Genomic DNA, 13,377 nt, shown 5'->3' with positions numbered 1-13,377 from the left:
GTTTGACGATGCCAAAGACCTTGTACGAGAAGATTTGGGACCATCATTTAGTCCATCATGAGGAGGATCAACCAGCTGTTTTATACATTGATCTGCATCTAATACACGAAGTGACCTCCCCGCAGGCATTTGAAGGACTCCGGATGCAACACAGAAAAGTGAGAAGACCGGACCTGACGCTTGCAACGTTGGATCATAGTATTCCAACAAAAGAACGACACCTACCGTTTCGAGATGAAATAGCAAAAAAGCAGGTAGATGCACTCGTGAAAAATTGTCAAGATTTCGGAATTAAGCTATTTGATTTACAAAGCCCTAATCAAGGAATTGTTCACGTCATTGCACCAGAGCTTGGTATTACCCAGCCAGGACAAACAATCGTTTGTGGGGACAGCCACACTTCTACACACGGAGCTTTTGGAGCGCTGGCATTTGGCATCGGTACAAGTGAAGTCGAGCACGTGTTAGCCACTCAAACCTTAAAGCAATATCCATCGAAAACATTGGAGATAAACGTGAATGGGATACTCCCCCAAGGAACCACCGCCAAAGACTTAATTTTAGCGTTAATTGGCAAATATGGTCATGATTTTGCTACTGGCTACGTGATTGAGTATCGTGGGGAAGCGATTAGAAGCCTTTCCATGGAGGAGCGAATGACCGTCTGTAATATGAGCATCGAAATGGGAGCAAGGGCCGGCTTAATTCAGCCAGACGAAAAAACCTTTGCTTATCTAAAAGATAAGTCCTATGCACCAAAAGGGATGGAATGGGAACAAGCATTAAGTGCATGGAAGCAATTTTTTACCGACGATGAAGCGGTGTTTGATTTATCAGTGAATTTTGACGCTAAAGACGTGGTGCCGCAAGTAACTTGGGGAACCAATCCAGGCCAGGTGACAGGCATTAACGCGAGGGTGCCATCAGTAGATGAGGTGCCAGCTGAACAAAAAAGATCTATAGAAAAGGCGCTAACTTATATGGCTCTTCAGCCTGGTACGCCAATTATTGATATCACAGTAGATAAAGTATTTATAGGTTCCTGTACGAACAGCCGCATCGAGGATCTACGAAAGGCGGCGAAAATAGTAAGCGGTTACAAAGTCGCGAAGCATGTAAATGCTTTAGTCGTCCCAGGCTCGCAGCTTGTGAAAAGCCAGGCTGAAAAAGAAGGGCTGGACCTCATTTTTAAGGAGGCAGGGTTTGAATGGCGGGAGGCTGGCTGCAGCATGTGTCTTGGAATGAACGAAGATATTGTGCTTCCAGGCGAACGGTGTGCCTCTACATCTAACCGGAATTTCGAAGGAAGACAGGGAAGTAAGGCGAGGACACATTTAGTTAGTCCAGAAATGGCAGCAGCGGCGGCAATTGCCGGTCATTTTGTCGATGTAAGGAATTGGACGTCAAAAGAAGAAAGGGAGGCAAACGTATGAGTGGAAAGTTTGAAAAGTTCACCGGAATAGTTGCCCCGCTTGATGCGGCAAATGTTGATACGGACGCCATTATCCCGAAACAATTTTTGAAAAAAATAGAGCGAACAGGGTTTGGTGAATTTCTTTTCTATGAGTGGCGCTATGAAAATGGCGAAGAAAAAAAGGATTTTGTTTTAAACCAAGAGCCATATCGTGATGCTCCCATTCTTCTTACCCGTAAAAATTTTGGCTGCGGTTCATCTAGAGAACATGCGCCATGGGCAATCGCTGAGCAAGGTATTCGCGCCATCATAGCGCCAAGTTTTGCGGATATTTTTTATAACAACTGCTTTAAAAATGGAATTCTTCCTATCAAGCTATCAGACGAAGCGGTGGAATTGCTCTTTCAGAACAGTGAAATGTACAAAGGTTATCAACTAACGGTCGATTTAAGGAATCAACGAATAGAGGACGGCCTTGGTTATTCCGCACCTTTTGAAGTATCTGCCTATCGTAAAAAACTGTTGTTAGAAGGATTAGATGAAGTGGGCGCTACACTGCAAGCTGAAGAATCAATAGCTTCTTTTGAAAGTAAGCATAAAGTCTTTTATCACTTGAACCTGTAGGGGGTAGCGATATGACAAATAAAAATATTAAAGAACCGATTCGAAAAATATGGATATGGGTGGTTTTTGCAATTATTCTTCTCGGTATTGTCCCATGGTATTTTCCTGAAAATGCCGTTGAGCCAATCATTCTAGGTTTTCCATTATGGGCTTTTATTTCCTTACTATTTTCCCTGTTGTTATGTGCGTATTTAAGCTGGCTATGTATCTATCAGTGGAACATCGTGGAGGACGAGGAAGAGGCGGCAGCCAAGGCAGAGGAGGATAAGCGATGAATGATTTAACATTTGCAGGTATAGATGGAATAATTATTTTATCCGTTTTTGCCATTGGTACACTCTTAGTTGGTTATTTATCTGGACGAGGCGATTCCAAAATTCAAGACAGTCTTTCTGGATACTATTTGGCTGGCAGAAATCTCGGCTTCATTACATTGTTTTTTACCCTCTATGCTACTCAATATAGTGGAAATACGATTGTAGGTTATGCACCAACTGCCTACCGGACTGGATTCTCTTGGCTACAATCCATTTCCTTTATGACGATTATTATTGGAATATACTTATTGTTTGCACCAAGACTATATGTCATTGCCAAACGGAGAAATTTTATTACCCCGACAGATTGGCTAACACATCGATTTAAGTCAAAAGGCGTCACCTTGCTTAGTATTTTTCTCATGCTATGGGGGCTTGGGAACTACTTGTTAGAGCAGCTGGTTGCAATTGGCCAAGCGATTGCGGGAATGACTGGCGGAACAATTCCCTATCAAATTGCCGTTCTTGCCTTCGTGTTCGTCATGCTTGCCTATAAGTGGATGGGTGGGCTAAAGGCAGTCGTTTACACAGATGTGATTCAAGGATTAATACTATTAATAGGTATTATTGTCTTCTTAATTGGAGGACTTTACTTAATAAACGGGAACTTTGCCGACGTGACCCGTTATATTGCAGAGAACGAGCCAGCGAAAGTAGCTGTTCCGAGCACAGACGTCAGTATCAACTGGTTCAGTATGCTACTCCTTGTTGGACTTGGGGCAAGTGTGTACCCACATGCCGTCCAAAGAGTCTATTCATCCAAAAGTGAAAAATCATTAAAGAAATCCTTATCTCGTATGGCGTGGATGCCGCCAATTACAACGGGTCTTGTATTTATCGTCGGTATTATCGGAATTAAACTATACCCTGGTCTTTCAACAGGTGATTCTGAACAGCTTGTCGGAATGATGGCAAACTCCATAGCAACCATCAACCCATTTTACTACTGGATGATGGTCATCTTCTTTGGAGGGATTGTATCTGCTATCATCTCTACTGCTGATTCAGTATTGCTAAGCTTTTCTTCGATTCTTTCAAAGGATGTCTATGGAACCTTTATCCGCCCGAACGCAACAGAACGCAAAAAAGTACTGGTCGGAAAAGTGTCAGGAGTGGTAGTCGTATTCCTACTACTTTGGATCGCTTGGAATCCTCCTGGTACCCTTTACGAAATCTTCGTCTTGAAGTTTGAATTACTCGTTCAAGTATTTCCAGCATTTGTGCTTGGGCTTTACTGGAAGCGTCTAAACGGAAGAGCTGTATTCTGGGGAATGCTAGTAGGAGCAGTTTTAGCTGGTGCACTTACTTTTACAGGCTACAAAACAATTTACGGCATTCACGGTGGTGTCATCGGGCTTGGTCTGAACTTTGTCATCTGTGTCGTTGGAAGCTATGTTGTTCCAGCCTTTACGAGAGATAAAATGGTGGAAGAAGATCTAAATCCATCCAATTTAAAAATGTAACTATTAGGTCCATTCCATGTTCTGCATGGATTGGACTATTCTAATATTGAAAGGAGCAGGAATGATGGAATTTAATCCACAAGACTTACAAGTTCAAGAAGTGTACAAATTACTAACAGGATCAGTAGTACCAAGACCAATTGCTTGGATCGCTACACAATCCGAGGATGGAGTAGACAATCTAGCACCATTTAGCTTTTTTACCGTTGTCTCAAGAAACCCGCCCATGCTTTGTATTTCTATCGGACCAGGTGTCGGCGAGCGTGAAGGAACGGAAAAAGACACACTCGTCAACATTCGCTCACAAGGAGAATTCGTCATCAACATCGTCACCACCCCACTCGGGAACGAAATGCAAAAAAGCGCCGAAAACCTCCCAAGCCACGTGGACGAATTCCAAGCTGCCGGGTTGACACCGGTCGACAGTCGCAAAGTAAAACCAAAACGAATCCTAGAATCACCAATTCAAATGGAATGCAAACTAGAACAAATCATCCAACTCGGCTCCGACCACCTCATCATCGGCCGAATGATCCACTACCATATTCAAGATGACTATTATCTAGGCAACTATAAAGTTGATTTAAATAAACTTCAGCCACTTGGTAGATTGGCAGGAAACTATAGTGAGATTAAGGATATGTTTGGATTGCCGCGGTAGGGAGGAGGTGGAATTACATTTCACTTTTACGAAGGATTTAAAGACGGAGAAGTTTATGCATCAATCCGAGGATATATTTTCCCATTTAAGTACCCGTAATTTACGTTTCTCAAAATTTGGAGCACACAAATCCTTTTTAAGTGCCCGTAATTTACGTTTCTCAAAAATTGGGGCACACAAATCCTTTTTAAGTGCCCGTAATTTACGTTTCTCAAAAATTGGGGCACACAAATCCTTTTTAAGTGCCCGTAATTCACGTTTTTCAAAAATTGGGGCACATAAATCCTTTTTAAGTGCCCGTAATTTACGTTTTTCAAAAATTGGGGCACATAAATCCTTTTTAAGTGCCCGTAATTTACGTTTTTCAAAATTTGGGGCACACAAATCCTTTTTAAGTGCCCGTAATTTGTGTTTTTCAAAATTTGGGGCACACAAATCCTTTTTAAGTGCCCGCTTTTCTCATTATGATGTTATCCGGGCACTTAGTCGAGCTTTGCTGGATGAGTGATAGAATTTACCTATAAAACAATTTTGTAATGGATTGTTATATGGAAGTGCCTTCATAGAGGTGATGAAGACATTATTGAAATGTTTCAAAAGGGTACAAAATATAGAAAAATTACCCTCTATATCACTCCCTTAATTCCATAAAGATTGCCATCAATAAAAATATAACCAAAAAAACAAATAAGAGGATGATTCCTAAGATGTCATATATCCCTGCTAGTGCTTTGCTATAAAGATTTAATTTTAGTTTTATATATAAGAGGCTAGTCCCAATACTCGAGGCTATGGCAGGCATATATTTTATTAGTCTTGAAAACTTCTTTTTACTAACAATGTAAATAAAGTAAGAGATGAATCCAGTGGCTATGGTCACGATAAGAAAGCTAAAAAAAACATCCATTCACCCTCACTCCTAAACTAATGAAAATAAAAAGCTTAACTGTTCTTTTGATGCTCGTAGCAATAATTCTTTCCGTTTAAGCGCTTGTTTGCAAGACAATAGCATTTTACCTTATTTGAGACGGGTTTCTGACATATGATGCATGTAGATGTGGTATTGGTTCTGTTTCCTTCTGTTTTTAAAATCCAAATATGACTTTCTCTTGTATCTAAATCTGTAATATTAGCAGAAAAAAATGACTCGTACACGTGTGAAATGTCTTGTTGGGTAAGAAGTGGTTGTTCGTGCTGTAACTTGAGAACTGCAATCTTTCTTTGAATAAATTCGGTTAACTCTAAATCATAGATAATAAGTTCATCTGATGCTATTTTTCGATAATCCATATCGACTTTAAAGGTACCACGCTTTGTAAAAGATACCATAGAGATAAATCGGTTATGATACCGTGCATCAATCAGTGAAGCTAACGCTTTAATATGACCGTAATTCTGAATAAAAGGATTCATCATCTTAAATTTACCATTTACAAACCAAGTCTTTCTATCTTTCCCACCGTAAATAGTTCCCTGGTAGTTCTTGGTTTCAATGACAAAGATTCCATAAGGAGTTAATACTACATGGTCGATTTGGGAATAACCCGATGTTGCTTTGGGGTTCATAATCAACAAATCACTTATGTAACGGTAATATTTAGGTAGTTGATCGAGTTGAATATCAATCTTGTACTCTCCAATTTCACCTTTTCTGTTGGCAACTTCTTCTTTTGACCGTTTTTGACTTGCTTGAGGTGATATGGCTTCCTTTTCTTTGTTATCGGTATGCTTCTTAAATAAAAACTTTATAAATAATAACACTGGGTACTCCTCCGATGGTTGATATTAGTAATTATACCATTTCCAAGCAGAAGAGCTGTCTTGTTGGTACTTTATTTTATATAACAATTCTTGAACAAACGTTTGATTAATTTATTTATAAATACTAATGTATAGGTTTTAAAAGTCATTCGAGAAATATCGACTATTTTCGAATGGTATAGTAGAAAAATTTTTGAAAAGTTGAGCAGAAGAAAAGCCCTACTTGTAAAATGTTTATCTTGTTTATTTTCATTTTTACTGTTAGAGTTAAACCTAATTAATTTTATCTGTTATCTTGGTTTTTAATTTAATTAGATTTACTTTCTTATCAAGAGAGGTGGAGGGTCTGGCCCTACGAAACCTCAGCAACCGCAATCTTAGGATTGAATGGTGCTAATTCCAACAGAGCATGCTCTGGAAGATGAGAAGGGGATTGTTGTGATAGACCCTCTTCTTATTTATCTGGAAGAGGGTCTTTTTGTATTATTGCAATCAACAAAAAATAGGAGGAGAATGACATGTCAACGTTTCAACAGATTGGTAGAAGTTTAGGGGAAGTGCATAAAAGTGTGCCACAGCCATTCAGAAAATATCGTTCCTTTGCGGATGATGTTTGGGCAAATAGTGTGTTGGATCCAAAGACTGTGGAAATCGTTGCAGTTGCAGTGACGCATGTTACCAAATGTAGTTATTGTGTGGATTACCATACGAAAAAGGCAAAGCGTGCAGGGGCCAGTGCGGAGGAGTTAGTGGAAGCTGCGGTTCTCTCGGCTAGCATTCAGGCGAATCCATTGCTGCTAGATGAGGGAAGTGATTATGAAAGTAAGTCGAAAGCTGCAGAGGAGTTTTTCCGATATCCGATTGATGAAGAAAGCTTTTATCTAGAGAGAAAAACAAAAATTCTAATTGGGCTTTCTGTAAGCATTGCGTTAAAAAACAACTATAGTGTATCTCTTTTTAAGGAACAGGCTACACAAAACGAACTCAGCCAAGAAGAAATAAAGGAAAGCGGTCGAATCGCATCTGCGTTATTAGCTGGTGCGGCAATACGACATCTTGAAGAGGTATGGACAGCTTTTGCTGAATAACTGGAGGAGTTTGTATGTGGAAAGGAAAGAATAGTAGGTTAATTAATCATGTACTCCCTTGGCTAGTACCAGTTGTATTTATTGTAGTGTGGCAGGTGCTGGGGCAAGCAGGATATATAGCGAAAAACTTCCTGCCTACACCTTTAAGTGTGGTGGAGGGAGGAATTAGGTTAGCAAAGACTGGTGATTTATTTGATTATATAGCGGTTAGTACCGGAAGAGCATTAATAGGTTTTTTGATTGGTGGCACAATCGGGTTTGTGCTAGGTCTTTTGAATGGCACGTTTCTACTATTTGAGAGATTGTTTGATACATCCATTCAGATGATCAGGACCATTCCCCATTTGGCTTTGATCCCACTCGTAATCATTTGGTATGGAATTGGGGAGGAGGCTAAGATATTTCTTGTTGCCCTTGGAGTGGCGTTTCCTATTTACCTCAATACTTTTCACGGAATCAAAAATGTGGATAAAGGTTTGCTCGAAATGGGACGAATCTATCGTCTGAAGCCTTTCCAGCTGTTTACGAATATTATCCTCCCGGGTGCATTGCCTTCTATTTTAGTAGGAGTAAGGTATGCACTAGGGATTATGTGGATGTCCTTAATTGTGGCAGAAACAATTGGTTCAGATTCTGGTATTGGGTATATGGCAACCTCTGCTAGGGAATTTGTTCAAATGGATATTGTCATTTTAAGCATCATTCTTTACGCCTTATTAGGAAAGCTATCTGATTATGTTGCCACTTTGCTTGAGCGCAGATGGCTACAATGGCATCCGAATTTTTTCAAGACGAGGAAGCGGTCATCACGCAAACTTAAAAGGAGAGCGTTATAGTGAGTGGAGTAGAAATTACGATTGAAAAATTAGATAAAAGCTTTGGGACCTTACAAGTACTTGAAAACATCGACCTTCACGTAGGGGCAGGGGAGTTTCTTGCCATTGTCGGAAAAAGCGGTTGTGGAAAAAGTACCTTATTGCGTACTATTGCTGGATTGGAAAGTGTTTCGGGAGGAGACATCTCCTTCAACAGTATTCCAGTTAAAGGTGTGCAGGACACAACAAGAATGATGTTCCAGGATGCCAGACTGCTGCCGTGGAAGGACGTTCTGACGAATGTGAGAGTCGGAAATTCAGATCGAGCCAAAGCGGAGGCGGCGTTGAGTAATGTCGGGCTTTTAGATAAAAGTGATGAGTGGCCAGGTGTTCTATCAGGAGGGCAAAAGCAGCGGGTATCCCTGGCGAGGGCATTAGCTGGTGATCCAAAGCTGATTCTTTTTGATGAACCGCTTGGTGCTTTGGATGCGTTGACACGAATTGAAATGCAGCAATTAATAGAGGAATTGTGGAAACAACAAGGGTTCACGTCCATATTGGTCACCCATGATGTAGGGGAAGCCATTATACTGGCAGATCGGGTTATTTTAATTGAAGATGGTGGAATCGCATTAGATGTGAGAGTGGACTTACCACGACCAAGAGCAAGAGATTCCAAGTTTACTGAATATGAAACAATGATTCTTGATAGAATACTGGAGAAAAAAGGAGGAGAGTCAGCATGAAGAAATTCATCTGGACATTTGTTGTCATTGCGAGTCTTTTGGTTGTGACGGCATGTGGAAATACAGGTAGTGCTGGAGGTTCAACTAGCGGCGAAAAGGGAAAGGTGATCGTTGGTTATCAGAAAGGAAATACGTTGAACATTTTAAAAGCTAGAGGAAATTTGGATGAAAGGTTGAAGGAAGAGGGCTATGAAGTGGAGTGGAAAGTCTTTGCGATTGGAACTGCGCTGCTAGAGGCATTACATGCTGGTCACATCGACTTTGGTCATGCATCCGATGCGAACAGTGTCTTTTCACAAGCTGGTGGCAAACCAATTCAATACGCTGCATCAGAAACACCATATCCTAAAGGAGTAGCTCTCGTTGCCAAATCGGACTCCGGTTTGACGACCGTTCAAGATTTAAAAGGGAAGACAATTGGCGTAACGAAAGGTGGAAATATGCATTATCTTCTATTAAAAGCTCTTGAGAAAGAAGGGATGGAAGAAAGTGATGTCGATGTTGTTTACTATGCAGATGCTGCAGAAGGATCTGCCGCCTTTTCATCAGATAAAATTGATGTACTAGGAACATGGGACCCATATCTATCCATAGTGGAGAGTTTATTCGATACGACAACGATTGTAAATGGTGAAAACTTAACAGATAACCGCACTTTCTATTTCGGTTCACAAGAAATTTTGGATGAAAATCCGGACCTCGTAAAAATAATTTTAGAGGAATTGGAGGAGTCCAATCAGTGGGCGAATGAAAACAAAACAGAAGTCGCAAAAATTCTTGCAGAAGAGCTCAGCCTTGATGAAAAACCTCTGGTAACAGCAAATGAACGAAGGGATTTTGGGGTATTGAAGGTCGACGAAAACGCAACTAAGGTCCAACAAGATTTGGCAGACACTTTCTATAAAATAGAGCTTTTCCCCAACGCTATCCAAATTTCCGACTCGGTAGAAGCTAACCCGAACTGGCTTCCAGAAGGACTTGAATAAATGCAGTAGTTGTGTGGCGAGGGGAAGCTCTCTCGCCACGCTCCCGCTCCCCATCCGCCCTCTCCTCCCCCCACTAAGAAATCTAGCCAAAGTATGATAAAAGGTATGAATAGGTGAGTTGGGTCAAGGGGACTGTCCCTACGACCCACGACCCGCCAAAATAGGAAAAAGTTCCTGTCCCCACAAATCATCTAATAGATTATAATACCGTAAACAAGATATGTAGAAAATAAAAGCTATAAAGCAAGCAAAAAAACAGCTTTTGATATATGGAATAGTATAATTAGTTTTTGTAGAGTAAATCAGGGGCATCTATGGTCATGGAGAATTTTTGGAGCAAAACTGTAGGTGAAAGTCCTCCATCTATTCCAGTTTTTCTGCTTGTATAGGAGGGGGTAATAGTATGGTTTTTCTCCAATTAGATCCACCACAAATAAGATGTATAGCTTCCTTCAAAGTCTCTTTTATTATAGGTAAGAGATTAGAAGGTTTTTTTAATGACTTCGTCCAAACTGTAGCTACCTATATGGAAATTGGTCGGGCGTATAAGCTTCTTGAAGTTGTTAGTGTGGACATTCAAACCATTTACCGCTATATTCAGCATACGTTGATGGATAGTAATGAGGGTTTAATATGGAATTAGATGTAAATTATCTTCAGGATGTACAAGAAGCTTATTCAAGCTTGGCTAAATTAATGATGGTCATTGTTGATAGAGAAGGTAACTTTATTACGGAGCTTTCTGTGCAAGATGAATTTTCTAAACTTTTCTTCTACCGGTCAGGACCGAGAAGTAATCTTCAAAGCTTTATTCACCCACTAAGGAACATAAAAAAGACAAGTATCCTGGATGCGAATTTTGGTGGGAAAATAATAGTATCACCTATTATTGTAAGGAAAAAGCCGATGTATTTTATATTGGCGGGGTATTTAATTGAAGCCAATGCTCGGGAATATGCCCTTCGATATATTGAAACTCTCCGCAACCCAGAGGTTTTCAAAAAAGCGCTTCAATCTGTCCCCGACTATGGGGAACGTAAAAAGAAAGAGAAAGTAGAAGTTGTAAAAAAGTTTACGAGAACCGTATCCACTTTTTTGGAGCTTCTCAATGAAAAAAACTTAAGCACCAACTTTGTTGCAGGATTATCAAATGGCCTTGAAAAAATAAGACAATTTTCAAGTACAACGATTCAACAAATAAAGGACAGTATCCCGAACAGTGGCTTGGATTTTAGTGGGATTGCGCTGGAAAGCACGGAAAATAGTGATCAATATGTAATTGATAGTATTCAAGGTGATAATACAGAACATTTAGAAGGCCGTTCTTTTTATCATGGCGAAGGGTTTATTGGTCAAGCGTTTATCACCCAAAAATATTTATTTTGGAACGATGTCCGTAACGATCCAAGGTCACTTTTACTTGTTGAGATGGGAATACACATAAGAAGTCTTTTTTGTATGCCCATTTATGAAAATAATGCGATAAAAGGGGTTTATTTTGGTGGAAGCTTTAAAGAGGAACTAGATGAAAAAGTAGTCTATGTGTATACGAAACTTTTTTCTGAGGTTATCAGTTTCCAGCTCACTGCTAATGCGATTAACAATAATTTAGAAAGCTATTTATTTAAATTGACGGCATTTAATGAAATCTTTAAAATTCTCACCTCTGTAGAGGATATCAAACAAGTTCTTAATATAATGCTGGATATTAGCATTAATTTCATCCGTGCTCCATTCTCATGTATTGTAGGAAAACCTGATAAAGAGGATTCTGCCATTGGGGTTGTGGCAAGAGGGTTGACCAGTGAAAGATTGCATTCATACTGCACAGAAGTGGCGGAACGGTATTTTTACAATAAAGAAATTATTCCCGATGAAGTGGAGTCTTTAATTGCCCATACAAAATGGGGGAATGTGTTAGAGTTCCCGCTGTTATTTAATAAAAAGCTCTATGGTGTTTTTTGTATAGGTCTACCTCCTAAAGGTGAATTCAAAAGATACGAATCATTCTTATCGAGCTTGTCAGTAGTAGGGAGCATCTCCATGTACCTATTGGAAAAAGACAAAGAAATAGATGGAGATGATGGTAAAATAGAAATGCTGCAAAGAATGATGAGACAGCTTGATGAAAAAAAGTACGAGCAGCTTTCCAAGCGGAGGATTCATCTCCAACAATTTAGTAAATATTATAACAGGGATACATATCAACTAATGAGCAGGGCAAATTACTTACTAGAATATGACGTAAACTTTCTTCGGGACTATATTAAAGATAAGGAGCTTCTAGATGTCCTATCAACTTTCAAGCAACTAATAGATAATAATGATGTCGTAGAAGCCGCAAGGAAAAGAGAAAGTGAAATCCTAGCACTTATTTATCTATATGTTCAACAAAATGAAAACATGAAGTTTGTACAAGAAGAGGCTGCTATTTCCAAAGAAGTGAGAGAAAGTTTTCTCCAATATATTAAACAACATAAAGTTTTGAAACGTACAGTCCTCATTAACTCTGAAAGAAAAGAGAAACCTTTGGCTATTGAGCAGGGAACGGAATTTTTAAAATCAGAATTAAACTTATCAAAAAGGGAGGTGGATGTATTACACTTAGTCCTAAAGGGCTATAGCAATCTAGAAATTGCCTCTGAATTATTTATTAGTGATCATACAGTCAAAAATCATATGACCAAAATCCTGCATAAGTTAGGTGTTAGTGATCGGTCACAAGCAATCGCAAAAATATATAAAATGGGCTATTCCCCTATTGATAATTAGAAGGGGCTGGGACAAAAATGTATTAGCATAAGACAAAACCGAACTTATTTGAGTGATTGATCAAATATGTTCGGTTTTTTAGTATAAAAATATGCTTTTTGATTACACTAGCGGTTGATTGGAGGGCAAGACGTAGACTCCTGCGGGAGAAGTGGCCAATGTGAGACCCCGCAGGCGAAGCCGAGGAGGCTCGCGGGTCACCCGAGGAAAGCGAAGTCTTGCACGGAAATCAATAGCGGTATTTATTGTCGGCCATTATATTGTTCGTCTTTTTGTTTGTGTTCTTTAGTTTTGTCCCAGCCTCTTTTACTTGTAAGAAAGTCAAAGAGTCAAAGTAGTGTCTAACTTATTTGGCTTTTTCGTAATAGGAGTTTATTCCTATATAGATGATTCTTTTGAATTATGAAAATGAGAAGGTAAGGTGATAGGAAATTAGCTTTATATACGTGATGATAGAAATGCGACAAAATTAGACAAATGCAATATAGAGGGTGGCCACCAACTTAGCAAAGCTAATTCTAGTAGTTGATATAGGTAGTATTTTTTACCTGCTTCCATTTGAACAATTAGTTCTTAGGACACGATTAATTCCATTCTCTAAAAGCCTCCAGGTTCTATAGGACTTTTTTATGTTCCGCAAAAATAATACTTCCATTTTTGATACAACGTCTTTTTATTGTTTGCCAGGTATTTAGCTTTGTGAACAACAGTAACACGACATAGTAGCGCC

General features: G+C 39.5%; 14 protein-coding genes and 1 riboswitch. Of the genes, 12 read left to right on the top strand and 2 right to left on the bottom strand.

What is annotated here, in order from left to right; translation table 11 throughout:
- The first annotated feature begins 8 nt into the window (after window positions 1–8).
- Genes leuC through LRP81_RS09890 form a run of 6 tightly spaced genes read left to right on the top strand, consistent with a single transcriptional unit; the run spans window position 9 to window position 4,987 of the window.
- A complete protein-coding gene (gene leuC / locus LRP81_RS09915; RefSeq protein ID WP_230501117.1) occupies window positions 9–1,433 on the top strand; it encodes a 3-isopropylmalate dehydratase large subunit in 1,425 nt (474 codons plus the stop codon).
- Window positions 1,430–2,038, top strand: coding sequence for a 3-isopropylmalate dehydratase small subunit (gene leuD / locus LRP81_RS09910; RefSeq protein WP_230501116.1), 609 nt, complete (start codon window positions 1,430–1,432; stop codon window positions 2,036–2,038). The genes leuC and leuD overlap by 4 nt, the downstream gene beginning before the upstream one ends.
- Before the next feature lie 11 nt (window positions 2,039–2,049).
- Window positions 2,050–2,313 carry a hypothetical protein gene (locus LRP81_RS09905; protein WP_230501115.1) on the top strand — a complete coding sequence of 88 codons (264 nt, stop codon included), beginning with the start codon at window positions 2,050–2,052 and terminating at the stop codon, window positions 2,311–2,313.
- The gene (locus tag LRP81_RS09900) at window positions 2,310–3,818 is read left to right on the top strand and encodes a sodium:solute symporter family protein (RefSeq protein WP_230501114.1); all 1,509 of its coding nucleotides are present in this window, start codon (window positions 2,310–2,312) and stop codon (window positions 3,816–3,818) included. Before LRP81_RS09905 ends, LRP81_RS09900 begins: the two co-directional genes overlap by 4 nt.
- A 25-nt stretch (window positions 3,819–3,843) precedes the next feature.
- Window positions 3,844–4,479, top strand: coding sequence for a flavin reductase family protein (locus tag LRP81_RS09895; RefSeq protein ID WP_230501113.1), 636 nt, complete (start codon window positions 3,844–3,846; stop codon window positions 4,477–4,479).
- A 7-nt stretch (window positions 4,480–4,486) separates the two neighbouring features.
- Window positions 4,487–4,987: a hypothetical protein gene (locus LRP81_RS09890; RefSeq protein ID WP_230501112.1), complete on the top strand. Its 501-nt coding sequence runs from the start codon at window positions 4,487–4,489 to the stop codon at window positions 4,985–4,987.
- Between the two features lie 123 nt (window positions 4,988–5,110).
- Here the strand turns inward: LRP81_RS09890 and LRP81_RS09885 are convergent, their stop codons facing one another.
- Together LRP81_RS09885 and LRP81_RS09880 are read right to left on the bottom strand one after the other, a co-directional pair.
- On the bottom strand, window positions 5,111–5,386 hold the full coding sequence (locus LRP81_RS09885) for a hypothetical protein (RefSeq protein ID WP_230501111.1): 276 nt from the start codon (window positions 5,384–5,386) through the stop codon (window positions 5,111–5,113).
- A 35-nt stretch (window positions 5,387–5,421) separates the two neighbouring features.
- Window positions 5,422–6,240: a nuclease-related domain-containing protein gene (locus LRP81_RS09880; RefSeq protein WP_230501110.1), complete on the bottom strand. Its 819-nt coding sequence runs from the start codon at window positions 6,238–6,240 to the stop codon at window positions 5,422–5,424.
- A 322-nt stretch (window positions 6,241–6,562) separates the two neighbouring features.
- Window positions 6,563–6,668: riboswitch (SAM riboswitch) on the top strand.
- A 90-nt stretch (window positions 6,669–6,758) separates the two neighbouring features.
- On the opposite strand from LRP81_RS09880, the gene LRP81_RS09875 reads away from it, so the two are divergent.
- The 6 genes from LRP81_RS09875 (at window position 6,759) to LRP81_RS09850 (ending at window position 12,647) form a co-directional block, all read left to right on the top strand.
- Complete coding sequence (locus LRP81_RS09875; protein WP_230501109.1) at window positions 6,759–7,328, top strand: carboxymuconolactone decarboxylase family protein; 570 nt, start codon at window positions 6,759–6,761, stop codon at window positions 7,326–7,328.
- 14 nt (window positions 7,329–7,342) lie between these two features.
- Entirely contained in the window at window positions 7,343–8,164 is an 822-nt protein-coding gene (locus tag LRP81_RS09870; RefSeq protein WP_230501108.1) for an ABC transporter permease subunit, read from the top strand.
- Window positions 8,164–8,889: an ATP-binding cassette domain-containing protein gene (locus LRP81_RS09865; RefSeq protein WP_230501107.1), complete on the top strand. Its 726-nt coding sequence runs from the start codon at window positions 8,164–8,166 to the stop codon at window positions 8,887–8,889. The genes LRP81_RS09870 and LRP81_RS09865 overlap by 1 nt, the downstream gene beginning before the upstream one ends.
- Complete coding sequence (locus LRP81_RS09860) at window positions 8,886–9,875, top strand: aliphatic sulfonate ABC transporter substrate-binding protein (RefSeq protein WP_230501106.1); 990 nt, start codon at window positions 8,886–8,888, stop codon at window positions 9,873–9,875. The genes LRP81_RS09865 and LRP81_RS09860 overlap by 4 nt, the downstream gene beginning before the upstream one ends.
- A 403-nt stretch (window positions 9,876–10,278) precedes the next feature.
- Window positions 10,279–10,518, top strand: coding sequence for a hypothetical protein (locus tag LRP81_RS09855; protein WP_230501105.1), 240 nt, complete (start codon window positions 10,279–10,281; stop codon window positions 10,516–10,518).
- A complete protein-coding gene (locus LRP81_RS09850; RefSeq protein ID WP_230501104.1) occupies window positions 10,509–12,647 on the top strand; it encodes a LuxR C-terminal-related transcriptional regulator in 2,139 nt (712 codons plus the stop codon). The genes LRP81_RS09855 and LRP81_RS09850 overlap by 10 nt, the downstream gene beginning before the upstream one ends.
- Window positions 12,648–13,377: the final 730 nt, after the last annotated feature.

It is taken from the genome of Sutcliffiella rhizosphaerae, from assembly GCF_917563925.1.
Taxonomy (GTDB): Bacteria; Bacillota; Bacilli; order Bacillales; family Bacillaceae_I; genus Sutcliffiella_A; species Sutcliffiella_A rhizosphaerae.
This window is presented reverse-complemented; position numbering and strand designations above follow the sequence as displayed.

Coding starts and splice junctions, on each gene's coding strand:
- leuC (WP_230501117.1), top strand. CDS start 9: ATGCCAAAGACCTTGTACGAGAAGATTTGGGACCATCATTTAGTCCAT.
- LRP81_RS09895 (WP_230501113.1), top strand. CDS start 3,844: ATGGATTGGACTATTCTAATATTGAAAGGAGCAGGAATGATGGAATTT.
- LRP81_RS09855 (WP_230501105.1), top strand. CDS start 10,279: ATGGTTTTTCTCCAATTAGATCCACCACAAATAAGATGTATAGCTTCC.
- LRP81_RS09870 (WP_230501108.1), top strand. CDS start 7,343: ATGTGGAAAGGAAAGAATAGTAGGTTAATTAATCATGTACTCCCTTGG.
- LRP81_RS09875 (WP_230501109.1), top strand. CDS start 6,759: ATGTCAACGTTTCAACAGATTGGTAGAAGTTTAGGGGAAGTGCATAAA.
- LRP81_RS09905 (WP_230501115.1), top strand. CDS start 2,050: ATGACAAATAAAAATATTAAAGAACCGATTCGAAAAATATGGATATGG.
- LRP81_RS09900 (WP_230501114.1), top strand. CDS start 2,310: ATGAATGATTTAACATTTGCAGGTATAGATGGAATAATTATTTTATCC.
- LRP81_RS09860 (WP_230501106.1), top strand. CDS start 8,886: ATGAAGAAATTCATCTGGACATTTGTTGTCATTGCGAGTCTTTTGGTT.
- leuD (WP_230501116.1), top strand. CDS start 1,430: ATGAGTGGAAAGTTTGAAAAGTTCACCGGAATAGTTGCCCCGCTTGAT.
- LRP81_RS09850 (WP_230501104.1), top strand. CDS start 10,509: ATGGAATTAGATGTAAATTATCTTCAGGATGTACAAGAAGCTTATTCA.
- LRP81_RS09885 (WP_230501111.1), bottom strand. CDS start 5,386: ATGGATGTTTTTTTTAGCTTTCTTATCGTGACCATAGCCACTGGATTC.